Raw genomic sequence first — 15847 nt, forward strand, 5'->3', positions numbered from 1 at the left:
GCCGCGGACCCGCAGCCGGTTCCGGGTGGCGGGGCGGGCGCCGCCGCGCGGCTGGTGGGGCGCCCGCTCCTCGGCGCTGAGCTTCTCGTCCGCGAGCTTCACGTCGCGGCCCTCCAGGGCCTTGGTGCGGAAGGGCTCCGGCCAGCCGGCGGGCGGTGTGCCGAGCTCGCCCGCGAGGAAGTTGACCACCGAGGCCGGGATGTCGAACCTGCCGGGGTCCGCCTCGAACTCGGCCGGGTCCACGTCCATGCCCACCAGCTGCAGGGCGAGGTCCCCCACCACCTTGGACGACGGCGTGACCTTGACCAGGTGCCCCAGCATGCGGTCCGCGGCGTGGTACATGTCCTCGATCGCCTCGAACTTCTCGCCGAGACCCAGCGCGATCGCCTGCTGGCGCAGGTTGGAGAGCTGCCCGCCCGGGATCTCGTGGCGGTACACGCGGCCCGTGGGCCCGGTCAGCCCCGACTCGAAGGGCTTGTAGATGGAGCGCACCACCTCCCAGTAGGGCTCCATGTCGCTGACCACGTCCAGGTCCAGCCGCGTGTCCCGCGGGGTGTTCTCCAGCGCGGCCACCAGCGCCGAGGCCGAGACCTGGGAGGTGGTCCCGGCCATCGACGCCGCCGCGGCGTCCACCGCGTCCACCCCGGCCTCGGAGGCCGCCAGCAGGGTGGCCAGCTGACCGCCCGCGGTGTCGTGGGTGTGCAGGTGCAGCGGGAGGTCGAAGCGTTCCCGCAGCGCGCTCACCAGACGTCGGGCGGCCTCCGGGCGCAGCAGCCCCGCCATGTCCTTGATCGCCAGCACGTGGGCCCCGGCGTCCACGCACTGCTGCGCGAGGTCCAGGTAGTAGTCCAGCGTGTACACGGTCTCGTCCGGGTCCAGCAGGTTGCCCGTGTAGCACAGGGCCACCTCTGCGACCGCCGTGCCGGTGGCGCGCACCGCCTCGATCGCGGGGCGCATCTGCTCCACGTCGTTGAGCGCGTCGAAGATCCGGAAGATGTCCACGCCGGTCTCCGCGGCCTCGGCCACGAACGCGTTGGTGACCTCCACGGGGTACGGGGTGTAGCCCACGGTGTTGCGACCGCGCAGCAGCATCTGGATGGGGATGTTGGGCATGGCCTCGCGCAGCAGCCGCAGCCGCTCCCAGGGGTCCTCCCCCAGAAAGCGCAGCGCGACGTCGTACGTGGCGCCGCCCCACGCCTCGACCGAGAGCAGACCCGGCAGCAGGTGGGCGTAGGCCGGGGCCGCCGCGAGCAGGTCACGGGTGCGCACACGGGTGGCGAGCAGCGACTGGTGCGCGTCCCGGAACGTCGTGGAGGTCACGGCCAGCGGCTCGTACTCGCGCAGCGCCCGGGCGAAGCCCTCGGGGCCCTTCTCCTGCAGCACCTGGCGCCACCCGGCGGGAACCTCGTGCGTGGAGGGGCCGTCGAAGGGGCTGCGGTAGGGCTCGTCCCGCTTGTCCCCCGGGTAGTGCGGCAGCTTGTCGCGCGGGTCGATGCCGTCCACCCGCTCGCCGTTGGGCTTGTTCACCGTGACGTTCGCCAGGTAGTTCAGCGCCCGGGTCCCGCGGTCCGCCGAGCCCCTGCCCTTGAGCAGGTCCGGGTGGTTCTCGATGAAGTCCGTGGCCACGTCCCCGGCCAGGAAGTCCGGGTTGTGCAGCACGGCCTGCAGGAACTGGATGTTGGTGGCGATGCCGCGGATGCGGAACTCCGCGAGCGCGCGCCGGGCCCGCAGCACGGCCGTGGGGTAGTCGCGGCCGCGGCACGTGAGCTTCACGAGCATCGAGTCGAAGTGCGGGGAGATCTCCGCCCCCGCGTAGAGGGTGCCGCCGTCCAGGCGCACACCCGCGCCGCCCGCGGAGCGGTACGCGGAGACCTTGCCCACGTCCGGGCGGAAGTCGTTGGCGGGGTCCTCGGTGGTGATGCGGCACTGCAGAGCCGCGCCGCGCACCTGCAGCTCGTCCTGGCGGATGCCCAGGTCCTCCAGGGTCTCCCCCGCGGCGATGCGCAGCTGGGACTGGACCAGGTCCACGTCCGTTATCTCCTCGGTCACGGTGTGCTCCACCTGGATGCGCGGGTTCATCTCGATGAACACGTGCTGCCCGGCACGGTCCCCGGCTGTGTCCACCAGGAACTCCACGGTCCCGGCGTTCACGTAGCCGAGCTCCCTGGCGAACTTCACGGCGTCGCGGTGCAGGGCGTCGCGGATCTCCTCGTCCAGGTGGGGGGCGGGGGCGATCTCCACGACCTTCTGGTGGCGGCGCTGCAGGGAGCAGTCGCGCTCGAAGAGGTGGACGATGTTGCCGTCGTTGTCCGCGAGGATCTGGACCTCGATGTGGCGCGGGCGCAGCACGGCCTGCTCGATGAACACGGTGGGGTCACCGAAGGCGGTGTCGGCCTCGCGCATCGCGGCGTCCAGGGCGCCGGGCAGCTGCTCCGGGCTCTCCACGCGGCGCATCCCGCGCCCGCCGCCGCCCGCGACGGCCTTGACGAACACCGGGTAGCCGATCTTCTCCGCGGCCGCGATCAGGGTGTCCTTGTCCGAGGACGGGTCCGAGGAGTCCAGGGTGGGGATCCCCGCGCGGCGGGCGGCCCGCAGGGCCGCCACCTTGTTGCCGGCCAGCTCCAGGATCTCCGCTCGGGGGCCCACGAAGGTGATGCCCTCGGCGGCCGCGGCGCGCGCGAGCTCCGGGTTCTCGGACAGGAAGCCGTAGCCGGGGTAGATGGCGTCCGCACCGGACTCCTTGGCCACACGGATGATCTCCTGGACGTCCAGGTAGGCGCGGACGGGGTGGCCCTCCTCCCCGATCTGGTACGCCTCGTCAGCCTTCTGCCGGTGGATGTTGTTGCGGTCCTCGTGGGGGAAGACGGCCACCGTCCCGGCACCGAGCTCGTATGCGGCGCGGAAGGCGCGGATGGCGATCTCGCCGCGGTTGGCCACCAGAATCTTGGAGAACATGAGTACCTTTTCCGCACACGGGACCGAGCGGACGCCGCGGGCTGGTGAGGAAGTGTGTGCCGGGGCCAGCATACGTGAGCGCCGCCTCACCCCAGGACCTCCTGCTCACGTGTCATGCACCCATGTCGGGGGACACAATGCCCCGGATCCCACCCATTAGCATGGAGTCGGGCGGCGCCCCGCCCCCACTTCAGGTGACAGAAGGGTGATCCGTGCAGATCGTCAGCATCAGCAGCCTCAAGGGTGGGGTGGGCAAGTCCTCCGTGGTTCTCGGTCTCGCCTCCGCGGCGCTGGACGCCGGGATCCCCACCCTGGTGGTGGACCTGGACCCCCACGGGGACGCCTCCACGGCCCTCGGGGTCCACGCCCGTGAGGGTCACGAGGTGGGCGCGGTGCTGCGGCGGCCCCGCAGGGGTGCCCTGGGCGCCGTGGCCACCGCCTCGCCCTGGACCCGCCACCCCATCACCCCGGAGTCCGCGGGCTCGGCCACCCGGCAGTGGGCCCCCGACGACGCCCGCCGGCCGTCCCGACCCGTGCTGGACGTGGCTCCGGGCTCGGCGGCCTCCTCGCACCTGGACCACGCCGCGTTCCGCCCCCGCGACCTCAAGCGGCTGGAGACGGCCCTGCGCGGGCTGGACCGCTACGAGCTGGTGCTCGTGGACTGCCCGCCCACGCTCAGTGCGCTGACCCGCATGGCGTGGGCTGCCTCCCACAAGGTGCTCTCCGTGGCGGAGCCCTCACTCTTCTCGGTGGCCGGGACCAAGCGCACCATGAGCGCACTGGCGCAGTTCGAGGCCTCCCGCACCTGGGCCGTGCCGGAGGCCGGGGTGGTGGTCAACAGGGTCCGCGACTCCTCCCCGGAGCAGCGGCACCGGCTGGGCGAGCTGCGGGAGCTGTTCGGTGCACTCGTGGTGGAGCCCGTGCTGCCCGAGGCGCCCGTGATGCAGCAGGCGCAGGGTGCGGCGTGGCCGGTGCACCGCTGGCCGGGGGCCGAGGCCGCGGAGCTCGCGGAGCGCTTCGGCGCCATCCTGCGGGGCCTCACGCGCTGAGCCCCGGTGCGGAGCGGGTGGGAGACGTGTCAGACCGCGTTCTTCTTGTGGCGGCGGGCGCGGCGCGCCGAGAGCTCGTCCTCGGGGAAGGGCGCCGGCTCCGCGGCGGCGTCGAGTGCGGTGTGCTCGGCGGGCATGGCGGACAGCGTGGCCTCGACCTCGCGCCACACCCGGCCCACCGCGATGCCGAAGACACCCTGCCCGCCCTGGACCAGGTCGATGACCTCGTTCGGGGACGTGCACTCGTAGACGCTGGCGCCGTCGGACATCAGGGTGAGGCGGGTGAGGTCGTCGATGCCGCGCAGCTGCAGGGCGCCCACGGCGGAGCGGATCTGCTGCAGGGAGACCCCGGTGTCGAGGAGACGCTTGACCACCTTGAGCACCAGGATGTCGCGAAAACTGTAGAGCCGCTGGGAGCCGGATCCCTTGGCCCCGCGCACGGTGGGTGAGACCAGCCCGGTGCGGGCCCAGTAGTCCAGCTGACGGTAGGTGATCCCGGCGGCCTTGCACGCGGTGGGGCCGCGGAAGCCCACGGTCTCGTCGATCCCCGTGAGGTCGTCGGTGAACAGCATCTCCTGCGTGCCGCCCGCGAGCGAAGAGGCACGCAGGCGCGCCGCGTCCAGCGGCAGCTCCGGGTTGCTCAAGCGTCCTCCTCGTGCGTGGGGCGGAGCGGGCCGCTCCACCGTGACCCACCGTGTGGGTGATGCTTCCCTGACGGTAAACCCCGGGGGGAGGCGGGTCAAAGACATTGCCGCGCGCGGGTCCGTGTCGTGCGCGCGCCGCACGGAATCCCCCGCAGCCGGTTCAGGACTGGAAGTCCTCCGGGTCCACCTGGTCCAGGAAGTCCCGGAACTCCCGCACCTGGGCCTCCGCCTCCCGGGGAGTCTCGGGAGCCTGCTCGCGCAGCTCGCCGTCCCCGCTGAGCACCAGCCCGGCCTGGTCCAGCACGGACGCGGCACACGTCACGGGGCACCCGGTGCGCACGGCCAGGGCCAGGGCGTCGGAGGCGCGGGCATCCACCACGGTGCCGTCGTCCAGGGAGACCGCGGCGTGGAACACCGTGTCCTCCACCGTGTGCACCACCACGCCCGTGACGCTGCGCCCGAGCTTCTCCACCACCGACAGCAGAAGGTCGTGCGTGAGGGGGCGGGGCGGCCGGATCCCCTGCAGGGCGAAGACGATCGAGGTGGCCTCGTTGGTGCCCACCCAGATGGGCAGCCGCCGTGGACCGTCGAGCTCCCGCAGCACCACCACGGGCTGACCGGTGGGCACGTCCATGCGCACCCCGGCGATCTCCATGCGGACGTCCCCGCTCATCTGCCGTTCCTCTCCGCGTCCTGGGGGCCGAACGAGCGGACGGTGTCGTCCACCCGCGTGTGCACCGCGGCCGACATTACGGTCAGGCACAGTGAGGCGATCTCCCGCGCGCGCTCCACGGCCTTCTGCCGGGTGGCGGGGTCCCGCCTGGTGCGCAGGGGCGAGATGCTGCCCTCCACCAGTGCCACCACGCGTTCCGCGGCACCCCGCAGGACCCGCAGGTGGCGGGGCTCGATGCCGTAGCCGCCGAGCCTGCCCGCGGCCACAGCCACCGTGAGGGCGTGCTCGTCGAAGGCACCCTCACGCTCCACGAGCAGGCCGTGGGTCAGCAGCTCCCGCAGCAGGGAGACATCGGTGCCCGAGCGCGCGGCCAGCTCCCGCAGGGAGTACCGCGCCCGTGAGACGGCCTCCGGGTCTCCCTCGGGGGCCGCGCCCGCGGCGGCGTCGACGGCGGGCTGCTCACGCTCCTGCCGCTCGGCACCCTGGGCGGGGTCCTCCCCGCGGTCCAGGCGCTCACGGATGACCCGCAAAGGCAGGTAGCGCTCATGCTGCAGCTCCAGCACCGTGGCCAGGCGCTCCACGTCCGCGTCCGAGTACTTGCGGTACCCCGAGGCCGTGCGGTGCGGGTGCACAAGGCCCTGGTCCTCCAGGAAGCGCACCTTGGAGGCCGTGAGGTCCGGGAACTGCGGCTGCAGCCGGCGCAGCAGGGCACCGATGCCCAGCCGCGCCGACCGCGGTTCTTCGGTGTCCGACATGGAGGGCGTCAGGCCCCGCTCTGGACCGAGTGGTAGAAGGTGAAGCGGAACTTGCCGATCTGCACCTCGTCACCGTTCTCGAGCACCTTGCTGCTGACGCGGTCGCTGTTCACGTACGTGCCGTTGAGCGAGGCGTGGTCCACGACCTCGAATGTGGTGCCGCGGCGGAGGAACTCCGCGTGGCGCCGGGACACGGTGACGTCGTCCAGGAACACCGAGCACGCGGGGTGGCGCCCGGCCACGACCTCGTCCCGGTCCAGCAGGAACCGCGCCCCGGTCAGACCGCCGTGGGTCTCGAGCAGCAGCGCGGAGCCGGGGGGCAGCGCGGCCACGGCGTTCTGCTCACCCTCCGTGAGCTTGTGGTGCGCGGCGGTGGAGAGCACACCCGCGACGATCTGGATGGACGTGGTCTCGGGACCCGACTGGGCGCCGTTCTTCTTCTGGTCAGACATGGGATCCCCTCACCTCACGCAACGCTGGGTCGTCAGTCGATCAGCTGCTTGTACGCCTGGGCGTCCAGCAGCTGGGCCGTGGCCTCGGCGGAGTCCACGCGCACGGTGAACAGCCACCCGGCCTGGTACGGGTCCTCGTTGAGCAGCCCGGGGTTGTCCTCGAGGTCCTCGTTGACGGCCACGATCTCACCGGAGACGGGGGCGAAGAGGTCGCTCACCGACTTGGTGGACTCGATCTCGCCCACGACGTCCCCGGCCGTGGTGGTGTCCCCGACCTGCGGGAGCTGGACGAAGACGACCTCTCCCAGCTCGTTCTGGGCGTGGTCGGTGATGCCCACCCGGTAGGTGCTGTCCTCGGAGAGGTCCTGGACCCACTCGTGCTCTTCGGTGTACGCGAGTTCCGCGGGAATGTTGGTCATGCCGGTCAGTTTAGGGCACCGGCAGTCCGTAACGCGCATCACACGCCGAATCGCAACGGCGCACGGGTGCCGTCATCTTCCACCGCGGCCACCGGGTGCACCGCCGGGCGCTCGGGAGCGGGATGCCGCGGGGTGTACCTTTGCCCGGTGCCCATCACCGAGGCTTTCCGTCAGGCCACGATCCGCGCGCGCACGCACGGGTCCAAGATCCGCCGCACCGTGCCCATGGTGTCTTCCAGGCCGGACCCCTTCCACCTCCACGAGCTCACTCCCGCGCGCTCGGCCCGGCTCATCGTCGGAGCCTTCCTGCTGGCGCTGGCCGCCGGCACGGGGCTGCTCATGCTCCCCCTGGCCACGGTGGCCCCGGGGGGCACCGACGTGCTCACCGCGGCGTTCACAGCGACCTCCTCCCTGTGCGTGACCGGTCTGGTCACGGTGGACACCGCCACCTACTGGACCACGTTCGGCCAGGTGGTGATCATCTGCCTCATCCAGGTGGGCGGGCTGGGCGTCATGACGTTCACGACCATGCTCGGGATCCTGCTGGCCCGGAAGTTCGGGCTCTCCACCCGCCTGCTGGCCAGCGCCGAGACCAAGTCCCGCGGCGGTGCCCGCGAGGTGGTGGGGAGGATCGTGGCCACCACGGCCGTCATCGAGACCACCGCGGCCACCGTCCTCTCCCTGTGGTTCTGGGGCCACTACCACTACCCGCCGGCCACCGCGATCGCCCACGGCGCGTTCCACGCCGTCTCCGCGTTCAACAACGCGGGTTTCGCGCTGTACTCCCTCAACGTGGTGGACTTCGCCGCGGACCCCGTGGTGCTGCTGACCCTGTCCGCCTGCGTGATCCTGGGCGGGCTGGGCTTCCCCGTGCTGTACGAGCTGCGCCGCCACATCCGGCTGCCCCGCCGGTGGTCCATGAACACCCGCCTGGTGCTGCTGGCCACTCCCGTGCTGCTGGCGGGCGGCACGGTGTTCCTGCTCGTGCTGGAGTGGAACAACCCCGCGACCCTGGGCCCGCAGCCGGCGCCGGTGAAGCTGCTCAACGCTTTCTTCCAGTCCACGATCTCGCGCACCGCGGGCTTCAACAGCATCGACATCTCCCACATGCACCCTGTGTCCTGGCTGGGCATGGACATCCTCATGTTCATCGGCGGCGGGCCCGCGGGCACCGCCGGTGGTCTGAAGGTCACCACGTTCGGCGTGCTGTTCTTCGTGGCCCTCACGGAGATCCGCGGCGGAGCGGCCGTCCCGGTGCTCGGCAAGCAGCTCTCCCGCTCGGTGCAGCGCGAGGCCATCACCGTGGTGGTCCTCGCCACCGGGGCGGTGATCGGCGGGGCCATGCTGATCATGCTCACGGACACCACCCTGGGCCTGGACCGTGTGCTGTACGAGGCCGTCTCGGCGTTCGCCACCGTGGGCCTGAGCACCGGGATCACCCCCACGCTCGCCCCGTTCGCGCAGTGCGTGCTCATCGCCCTGATGTTCATGGGCCGCCTCGGGCCCGTGACCGTCGCCGCCGCGATCGCCTTCGGCCGCCGCCCTCCCACCTACGAGCTGCCCAAGGAGCGGCCGCTGATCGGCTGACCCCCCCCCGGGGCGACGACGCCGCCCGCCCAGCCCCGCGGCGTCGTCGCCCAACGCACCCCCTCCGGTCCATCCGCCCGCCGCACCCGGCGGCACGAGCAGTGAAGGAACTCCCATGTTCGGATCCCATCCCACCGACTCCCCGCGAGGGGGCATGTCCAACGCCGTGGCCGTGATCGGCCTGGGCCGCTTCGGCGGCGCCCTGGCCCTGGAGCTGATGCGCAACGGCACGGACGTGCTCGGCGTGGACCACAGCGAGGCCACCGTGCAGCGCTTCAACGGCCGGCTGACCTCGGTGGTGCGGGCGGACGCCACGGACGAGGAGGTGCTGCGGGAGCTGTCCGTGGACGAGTTCGACCGCGCCGTGGTGGGCATCGGCTCGGACATCCAGGCCAGCATCCTCACCGCGTCCCGGCTGGTGAAGTTCGGCTGCCCCGCCATCTGGGCCAAGGCCATCACCGATCCGCACGCGGAGATCCTCACGCAGCTCGGGGTCCAGCACGTGGTCAACCCCGAGAGCGACATGGGCACCCGCGCCGCCCACCTGATCCAGCACCGGATCCTGGACTTCGTGCCCATCGACGACGGCTACGCCCTGGTGCGGTGCACCCCGCCCGAGCCCATCCAGCAGCGGCCCATGGACCTGCTGAACGTGCGCCAGCGCCTGGGCGTGTCGGTGGTGGCTGTCTGCCGGCCCGGGGGCCAGTGGGAGCCGATCGAGCCGGGGACCATGCTCTACGACGACGACCAGATCCTGGTCACCGGGCCCACCCGGAAGGTCGAGCGCTTCTCGAACCTCACCTGAGCACGGCCACTCTCACAGGAACCGGGTGAGCCGGCGCAGCTCGCGGGCCGTGACCGGCACCTGCTCCGCCGCGCCCACGAGGGACCCCAGCTCGGGGGGCGCCGCGGCGGCGTCCGGGCCAATGGCCACCACGACCGAGCGCGCGGGCTCCTCGGCGGCCCGCCGCGCCCGGGAGACGCTCACCCAGCCAGCGACCGAGTGGGCCACGAAGCGCCGCAGCCCGCGGGTGGTGCGCACGTCCACCACGGCCTTGATCCGGTGCACCTGGGCGGGCGGGTCCTCCAGCAGGTCCGCGAGCGCCGCGGGGTCCACCGGAGCGGGAACCTCCAGGGTGGTGGCCCGGTGGTGCACGTGGTGCTCACGGTGGTGCTCCGCCGACGTCCCGAACTCCCACAGGGGCAGCTGCCCGCCCGCGGGGACGGTGTGCTCGGCGGCGTCGAAGAACAGCCGGGGGTCCACCGCACCGTGGGGCGCATCGAGCACCGTGGCGTGGGGGTTGGCGCGGGCCACCCGATCGCGCAGCCGCGCCAGGGTGCCGGGCTCCGCCAGGTCGGTCTTGGTCAGGAGCACCACGGCCGCGGCCTTCACGTGCTGCTCCAGGTCCCAGCCGCCCGACTCCGCGAGGGGGACGTGGGCGGCGTCCACCACCTCCACGAGCCCGCCGAAGCGCACCGCGGGGACGCCGCTGCCCAGGACCAGCTGGATGAGCCCCGGCGGCTCGGCGATCCCGGAGCCCTCCACGACGACGGCGTCCAGCTCGAGCTCCGGCCGGGACAGCGCACGCAGGGCGTCGTCCAGCTGGCGGGGGTCCTCCAGGCAGCACAGGCACCCGCCGGCGATCGAGACGGGCTCCGCAACCTGCCCCGCGACCAGCCCGGCGTCCACGTCCACGTCCCCGAAGTCGTTGACGACCACCCCGATCCGGGCGTGGCCGGTGGCCAGGAAGTGGTTGAGCACCGTGGTCTTGCCGGCCCCGAGGTAGCCGGTGAGGATCAGCACGGGAACGGTGCGGGGCATGGGAATCCCTCCTGTCATGGTGCCCGACGGGCCGCGGATACACTCGGGGCAATTCTCGCAACAGGAGGTCCCGTGGACGAACTGACCCTTCTCGCCGTGGCGGCGGTGATCGTCGTGGTGGCGGTCACGAGCATCTCGGACCGGGTGGGGGTGGCCGCCCCGATCCTGCTCGTGGTCGTGGGGGTGGGGCTGAGCCTGGTTCCCGGCGTGCCCACCGTCACGATGGACCCGGAGATCATCCTGGCCGTGGTGCTGCCCCTGCTGCTCTACGCGGCGGCGGTGAGCATGCCCGCCACGGACTTCCGCAGGAACCTGGGCTCCATCACCGCGCTGTCCGTGGTGCTCGTGGTGGTCTCCGCGTTCGTGGTGGGCGCGCTGATCTGGTGGCTGCTGCCGGACCTGAACTTCGCCGCGGCCGTGGCGCTGGGCGCCGTGGTCAGTCCCCCGGACGCGGTGGCCGCCACCTCGATCGGCAAGCGGCTGGGGCTGCCCAGCCGGCTGGTCACCATCCTGGAGGGCGAGGGACTCGTCAACGACGCCACGGCCCTGGTGATGCTCCGCTCCGCCGTGGTGGCCACCTCCGGCGCCATCAGCGTGGGCGGGGTGCTCGCGGACTTCGCGTACGCCGTGGTGGTGGCGGTGCTCGTGGGCATGGTGGTGGGGTGGGTGTCCATCCGCATCCGTGCCCGCCTGGAGCAGCCCGTGACCAGCACGGCCATCTCCCTGGTGGTGCCGTTCATCGCGTTCATGCCCGCCGAGCACATGGGTGCCTCCGGGGTGCTCTCCGTGGTCGTGGCGGGTCTCGTCACCGGGATCTCGGCTCCGCGCCAGCTCTCGTCCCAGGCCCGGGTGAGCGAGCGCACCAACTGGCGCACCGTGCTGCTGCTGCTGGAGCACGGTGTGTTCCTGGTCCTGGGGCTGCAGATCGCGGTGATCGTGGACGAGGTGCGGCAGGCGCACCAGAGCGTGGGCGGTGCCCTGTGGTTCGGGCTGCTCGCCACGGTGGTGCTGTTCGTGGTGCGGTTCCTGTTCGTGGCCCCCATGATCGTGGTGATGTCACGGCAGCAGCGCCGGGCCGCCGCTCAGTCGCAGCGCCTGGACGACGTCTCCCAGCGCTTCGACGACGCCGTGGAGCAGTTCGCGGACGACCCCCGGATGACGGAGAAGCGGGTCAACGGCATCCGCCGGAAACTGACCCGGCGCAAGGCGGACGCCTCCTTCGTGCGCACCGAGGGGATCGGGCGCCGCGGCGGGTTCGTGCTGGCCTGGTCCGGGATGCGCGGCGTCGTGACCGTCGCCGCCGCCCAGACGCTGCCCGAGGACCTGCCCTACCGGCCGCAGCTGATCCTGATCGCGTTCACGGTGGCGGTGGTGACGCTCGTGGTGCAGGGCGGGACCCTTCCCCTGCTCATCCGTGTCCTGGGGATCCGCGGCACCGACGAGGAGGAGATGCGGCGGGAGCTCTCGCGCCTCGTCAACTCCCTCACGGACGCCTCCCAGGACCTGCTGGAGTCCCCCACCCTGCACCGCAACGACGGCGAGCAGTTCAGCCCCCAGCTGCTGGAGGAGGCGCGGCAGCGCATCCACAGGATCCCCGAGACGGTGTCCCCGGAGACCATGGAGCTCTGGACCACCGGCCGGCAGGAGCAGCAGGAGCTGCAGCGCAAGCTCCTGGAGGCCCAGCAGGACGCCCTCCTGGACGCCCAGGCCTCCGGGGTGTACCGCTCGCAGACCATCGAGGCCGCCCAGCAGTTCCTGGACAAGCGGGACCTGATGGTGGACTGAGCGCGCCGACGGACGAACCGCGGCTCAGTTCGCGCGCGCGGCGGCGCTGAGCCGGTCCACGGCCTCCACCACGGTCTCCGGGGCGCAGGCCAGGTTCATGCGGGCGAATCCCGCGCCACCGGCACCGAACGTGGGGCCGCTGGACAGCGCCACCCGTGCGTGCTCCAGCGCGTGCGCGGCGGGATCGTCCCCCCCACCCCAGGGCGCGCATGTCGAGCCACGCCAGGTAGGTGGCCCCGCCCCGCCGGGCCGTGACCGCGGGCAGCTTCCCGGCGAGCTGGTGCTCCAGCAGCGCGATGTTCTCCTCGATGGCCGCGATGGTGTCGTCCAGCCAGTCCGTGCAGTGCAGGAACCCCTCGCGGGTGGCCAGCAGACCCATGATCCCCGTGCGGTAGGACACGGCGTCCGGCACTCTCCGGAGCCACTCGGCCATGGGCTCGGAGTCCACCACGAACATCGCGGCCTTGAGCCCCGCCAGGTTGAACGCCTTGCTCCCGGACGCGGCCGCCACCCCGTGGTGTCGCGCGGCCGGGGACACCGAGAGGTACGGGGTGAAGCGCACGCCGTGGTGGGTCAGCGGCGCGTGGATCTCGTCGCTCACCACGTGCGCGCCGTGGCGCTCCACGATCTCCGCCAGCTCGGCCAGCTCCTCCCGGGTGTGCACCAGGCCCAGCGGGTTGTGCGGGTTGCACAGCAGCACGGTGCGTGCCCCGGTGGCCAGGGCGGCGTCGATGCCCGCGAGATCCAGGTGGTACGCGGCGCCGTCGTCCCGCAGGGGCACCTCCACGGGGTGACCACCGGCCTCCTCGACCAGCGCGTAGAACGGGGCGTACACCGGCGGTGTGATGACCACGCCGTCACCGGGACGGACGAGCCGGCGCAGGGACTCCACGACCACCACCGTGACGTCCGTGGTGTAGGCGATCCGCTCCGGGTCCGGACGCCAGCCCCAGCGCGCCGCCGCGAACTCCGCGTACGCCCGCGCCGCGCCCCGGTCCTCGGTGGCGGCGTAGCCGGTGTCACTGTTCGCGATCGCGGCCTCCAGCGCGCCCTTCACGGCGGGCGGCGTGGGGAAGTCCATCTCCGCGATGAACATGGGCAGGACGTCCTCCCCGTAGCTGCGCCACTTGGTGCTCGTGCGGCGGCGCAGGGAGGGCATCTGGTCGGCGGTGGTCATGGGGGCTCCTTCCGGGCGCGCGGCGGACGTCAGGAGCGCGTGAGCTTGACCGCCTGTCCGAGCCGCAGCCGCTCCAGCGTCTCCTCCTGCTCCAGGGCGCGCGCGTGCAGGTCCCGGAGCATCTGCTTGTCCAGCCTCTCGTCCGGGGCCTCCAGGAGCAAGCGCCAGCCGAGACCCTTGGCGTGGACGGCGGCCACCAGGGCTTCCAGCTCCTCGATGTCGGACAGCGGCGAGCGCCGGTTCAGGCGTTCGTTCGGCTTCAGCCGAGCCGCTTTCTCCGCGGCTTTCGCCGGGAGGTCCTTCAGCGGGGCGGGCTTCACGTCCACGGCGGCCATGATCCGCTCCAGCGCGGCCTGGTCCTGCTCGACCTCCCGGGCCAGCCTTCCCACCTTCCCGCGCACCGTCTCGTCCCCGTGGAACTCGGCCACGCGGCGGAACGCGTCCACCCCCGCGGCCGATCCGGCGTGGTGGTCCTGCAGGTAGGTGGTGATCACGCTGCTCATGGTTCTGCCTCTTTCCGGATGTGCGGCTGTCGGTGGTCCCAGCCAAGCACCCCGCGGGCGAGGAGGCCACACCCGAGCGGGTAGCGGTTCCGGCGCACGACGCCGCCGGGCGGGCCATACTGGAGGTGCCCCGGAGCGCGCCAGGCCCCGGGAGGACGACCCGACGACCTGGGGGGACCATGACACCGGAGACGTTCATCGACTTCACCGCGCCGAACGGGCTGAGCTCGTGGTACCACGTGTGGCACACGGGCACCGCAGGAATCCTCTACTACTTCGACGGCGACTACTGGGACCTGGACGACACCTCGATCAACTGGCCCGAGGAGGGGGACCTGGCCCGGCTGGCGATCGCCGCCCAGGCCCGGGACCTGATGTTCGTGGCCGTGAACACCCCGGACGAGGACGGCTCCGGGGACGGCTACACCTGGTGGGAGGACTGCAAGGGCAATGGCAGGTACTTCCGTGCCCTGCACGAGCACCTGGTCGCGCAGAACCCGGATGTGGACGCCTCGAACCTCTGGTTCGTGGGCTACAGCGGCGGCGCGGAGTTCATCACCTACGAGCTGCTGGACCGCGGCGTGGAGGGCATGACCGGCGGCGGAGCCGTCATCATCGGGGGCGGCGGGGCCAACGCGCCGGTGGCCCACAAGAAGAAGGCCCGCCCCTGCATCGGCTCCACCGCCATGCACTGGTGGGTGGGTGAGCTGGACGTGGACGGCGCCACCAACCCCCCGGAGTGGAGTGCCATGGGTGCCGCCGAGGAGGGCGTGGCCGCCTACCGGGAGGCGGGCTTCGACACCCACCTGCACGTGCTCCCCGGGGTGGACCACGAGGGCTACGACGCCGTGGAGTGCCTCAACCGCGCGCTGCCGGCGGTCTCCCGCTCGGCCGGGCTCAAGGCCGCGCTGTCCGACGGGTGGGTGCGGCTCACGCGGGACACGTGAGAGCACGGCAGGAAGGGAAAAACCCCGGTAGGACAACCGTCCTACCGGGGTTTTCGGTCGGGATGACAGGATTTGAACCTGCGACCCCTTGACCCCCAGTCGTGTCCTCTTGACGGATACCGAGGATTACCGCTAGTTCCCTATCGGTACTAGTCAGAGCGGTGTCCCACCCCCTGGGCCCCTCCCATTCATACCGCCGATTACCGACGATTACCGCTGAAAGTGGACAGTAAGTGGACACCTGCCAGCGGCGCATCTACCCAGCTAGACTCACCACACCCCCCCATCTAGGAGACCCCCCATGCACCGCCACACTCTCGCTCTGCTCATTCCCGCCACGCTCGCGGCCCTCACCCTCACCGGGTGCGGAGGCGGCGACACGCCGAAGGAGACCGCGAGTCCTTCCGCGAGCATCACCAGCGCGTCGCCCAGCGCCACCAGGTCCGCCACCCCCACCAAGACCGCGTCGAGCGAGCCTGCCTCGGAGCCGTCCGAAACGCCCGGCGCCGCAGAGACCGCACCGGCCCAGGCATCCGCGCCGACGCAGGCTGCCGCCGGCAATGACGATGTGCAGCAGTTCTTCCAGACCGGCGGGCAGTGCATCTCCGACGTGTGGAGCTCCTCCATGCCGCACACGGACGCCCTGCAGCAGAAGGTCATCGACTACTGCGCCGCGAACCAGCTCGGGGACTGGGCGGGCGGGGTGGACCCGATGGACCCGAAGAACTACGGCGGCGGTCAGCAGGAGCCCGCGGAGAAGTCGGAGGCCGAGAAGGCTGAGGACATCGCTCAGTGCAAGTCGCTGGACATCAACACGGCGACGTCGGGGGCGATCCAGTACTGCTACACGGAGTACGGGATCGACGTGGCGGCGGCACCCGCTGCAGACCCGGACGCCACTGCGGACGTGGCTGGCCCCTCGGCCCCGTAGCCCTTGGGGCATGACGAAAGCGCCCCCGCACCGGACTGGTGCGGGGGCGCATCACTATCTCTGACGAGGGCACCTGAACGACGCCCGCAGGGCCCTGTGGACGTGATGGAACCCTTCGAGGCGCCGGGGGTCTCCGCGTGACAGCGCG

14 protein-coding genes and 1 pseudogene are annotated in these 15847 nt (G+C 71.9%); 6 read left to right on the plus strand and 9 right to left on the minus strand.

Features of this window, described 5'->3' with window-relative positions; genetic code table 11:
- A partial coding sequence (locus Q4A22_RS11715; protein WP_303179696.1) for a pyruvate carboxylase occupies positions 1–2955 on the minus strand: 2955 nt, incomplete at its 3' end.
- Positions 2956–3167: 212 nt separating this feature from the next.
- Between Q4A22_RS11715 and Q4A22_RS11720 the strand changes: the two genes are divergently transcribed.
- Positions 3168–4004, plus strand: a complete 837-nt coding sequence (locus Q4A22_RS11720) for a ParA family protein (protein ID WP_303179697.1) — start codon at positions 3168–3170, stop codon at positions 4002–4004.
- Between the two features lie 29 nt (positions 4005–4033).
- Here the strand turns inward: Q4A22_RS11720 and Q4A22_RS11725 are convergent, their stop codons facing one another.
- The 5 genes from Q4A22_RS11725 to gcvH form a co-directional block, all read right to left on the minus strand.
- The gene (locus tag Q4A22_RS11725) at positions 4034–4576 is read right to left on the minus strand and encodes a MerR family transcriptional regulator (RefSeq protein ID WP_303179712.1); all 543 of its coding nucleotides are present in this window, start codon (positions 4574–4576) and stop codon (positions 4034–4036) included.
- A 232-nt stretch (positions 4577–4808) separates the two neighbouring features.
- Positions 4809–5321, minus strand: a complete 513-nt coding sequence (locus Q4A22_RS11730) for a bifunctional nuclease family protein (protein ID WP_303179698.1) — start codon at positions 5319–5321, stop codon at positions 4809–4811.
- Positions 5318–6076, minus strand: coding sequence for a MerR family transcriptional regulator (locus tag Q4A22_RS11735; protein ID WP_303179699.1), 759 nt, complete (start codon positions 6074–6076; stop codon positions 5318–5320). The genes Q4A22_RS11730 and Q4A22_RS11735 overlap by 4 nt, the downstream gene beginning before the upstream one ends.
- 8 nt (positions 6077–6084) lie before the next feature.
- Positions 6085–6528 carry an FHA domain-containing protein gene (locus Q4A22_RS11740; protein ID WP_303179700.1) on the minus strand — a complete coding sequence of 148 codons (444 nt, stop codon included), beginning with the start codon at positions 6526–6528 and terminating at the stop codon, positions 6085–6087.
- 32 nt (positions 6529–6560) lie between these two features.
- Complete coding sequence (gene gcvH / locus Q4A22_RS11745; RefSeq protein ID WP_303179701.1) at positions 6561–6947, minus strand: glycine cleavage system protein GcvH; 387 nt, start codon at positions 6945–6947, stop codon at positions 6561–6563.
- A gap of 147 nt (positions 6948–7094) precedes the next feature.
- Between gcvH and Q4A22_RS11750 the strand changes: the two genes are divergently transcribed.
- Together Q4A22_RS11750 and Q4A22_RS11755 are read left to right on the plus strand one after the other, a co-directional pair.
- A complete protein-coding gene (locus Q4A22_RS11750; protein WP_303179702.1) occupies positions 7095–8534 on the plus strand; it encodes a TrkH family potassium uptake protein in 1440 nt (479 codons plus the stop codon).
- Between the two features lie 115 nt (positions 8535–8649).
- Positions 8650–9339 (plus strand): TrkA family potassium uptake protein, encoded by a 690-nt coding sequence (locus Q4A22_RS11755; protein ID WP_303179703.1) that lies wholly within the window; start codon positions 8650–8652, stop codon positions 9337–9339.
- 12 nt (positions 9340–9351) lie between these two features.
- On the opposite strand, the gene Q4A22_RS11760 is transcribed toward Q4A22_RS11755, so the two are convergent.
- Complete coding sequence (locus Q4A22_RS11760; protein ID WP_303179704.1) at positions 9352–10356, minus strand: GTP-binding protein; 1005 nt, start codon at positions 10354–10356, stop codon at positions 9352–9354.
- A 72-nt stretch (positions 10357–10428) separates the two neighbouring features.
- On the opposite strand from Q4A22_RS11760, the gene Q4A22_RS11765 reads away from it, so the two are divergent.
- Positions 10429–12141, plus strand: coding sequence for a sodium:proton antiporter (locus Q4A22_RS11765; RefSeq protein ID WP_303179706.1), 1713 nt, complete (start codon positions 10429–10431; stop codon positions 12139–12141).
- 325 nt (positions 12142–12466) lie between these two features.
- On the opposite strand, the pseudogene Q4A22_RS11770 reads toward Q4A22_RS11765, so the two are convergent.
- Together Q4A22_RS11770 and Q4A22_RS11775 are read right to left on the minus strand one after the other, a co-directional pair.
- A pseudogene (locus Q4A22_RS11770) lies at positions 12467–13318 on the minus strand (aminotransferase class I/II-fold pyridoxal phosphate-dependent enzyme); the annotation flags it as partial.
- 29 nt (positions 13319–13347) lie between these two features.
- Complete coding sequence (locus Q4A22_RS11775) at positions 13348–13821, minus strand: hypothetical protein (RefSeq protein WP_303179707.1); 474 nt, start codon at positions 13819–13821, stop codon at positions 13348–13350.
- Between the two features lie 179 nt (positions 13822–14000).
- On the opposite strand from Q4A22_RS11775, the gene Q4A22_RS11780 reads away from it, so the two are divergent.
- Positions 14001–14768 carry a hypothetical protein gene (locus tag Q4A22_RS11780; RefSeq protein WP_303179709.1) on the plus strand — a complete coding sequence of 256 codons (768 nt, stop codon included), beginning with the start codon at positions 14001–14003 and terminating at the stop codon, positions 14766–14768.
- A gap of 301 nt (positions 14769–15069) precedes the next feature.
- Complete coding sequence (locus Q4A22_RS11785; RefSeq protein ID WP_303179710.1) at positions 15070–15699, plus strand: hypothetical protein; 630 nt, start codon at positions 15070–15072, stop codon at positions 15697–15699.
- The last annotated feature ends 148 nt before the right edge of the window (positions 15700–15847 follow it).

Source organism: Kocuria sp. (assembly GCF_030530945.1).
Lineage (GTDB): Bacteria > Actinomycetota > Actinomycetes > Actinomycetales > Micrococcaceae > Kocuria.

Coding starts and splice junctions, on each gene's coding strand:
- Q4A22_RS11725 (WP_303179712.1), bottom strand. CDS start 4,576: ATGCTGTTCACCGACGACCTCACGGGGATCGACGAGACCGTGGGCTTC.
- Q4A22_RS11740 (WP_303179700.1), bottom strand. CDS start 6,528: ATGTCTGACCAGAAGAAGAACGGCGCCCAGTCGGGTCCCGAGACCACG.
- gcvH (WP_303179701.1), bottom strand. CDS start 6,947: ATGACCAACATTCCCGCGGAACTCGCGTACACCGAAGAGCACGAGTGG.
- Q4A22_RS11735 (WP_303179699.1), bottom strand. CDS start 6,076: ATGTCGGACACCGAAGAACCGCGGTCGGCGCGGCTGGGCATCGGTGCC.
- Q4A22_RS11755 (WP_303179703.1), top strand. CDS start 8,650: ATGTTCGGATCCCATCCCACCGACTCCCCGCGAGGGGGCATGTCCAAC.
- Q4A22_RS11760 (WP_303179704.1), bottom strand. CDS start 10,356: ATGCCCCGCACCGTTCCCGTGCTGATCCTCACCGGCTACCTCGGGGCC.
- Q4A22_RS11775 (WP_303179707.1), bottom strand. CDS start 13,821: ATGAGCAGCGTGATCACCACCTACCTGCAGGACCACCACGCCGGATCG.
- Q4A22_RS11785 (WP_303179710.1), top strand. CDS start 15,070: ATGCACCGCCACACTCTCGCTCTGCTCATTCCCGCCACGCTCGCGGCC.
- Q4A22_RS11780 (WP_303179709.1), top strand. CDS start 14,001: ATGACACCGGAGACGTTCATCGACTTCACCGCGCCGAACGGGCTGAGC.
- Q4A22_RS11730 (WP_303179698.1), bottom strand. CDS start 5,321: ATGAGCGGGGACGTCCGCATGGAGATCGCCGGGGTGCGCATGGACGTG.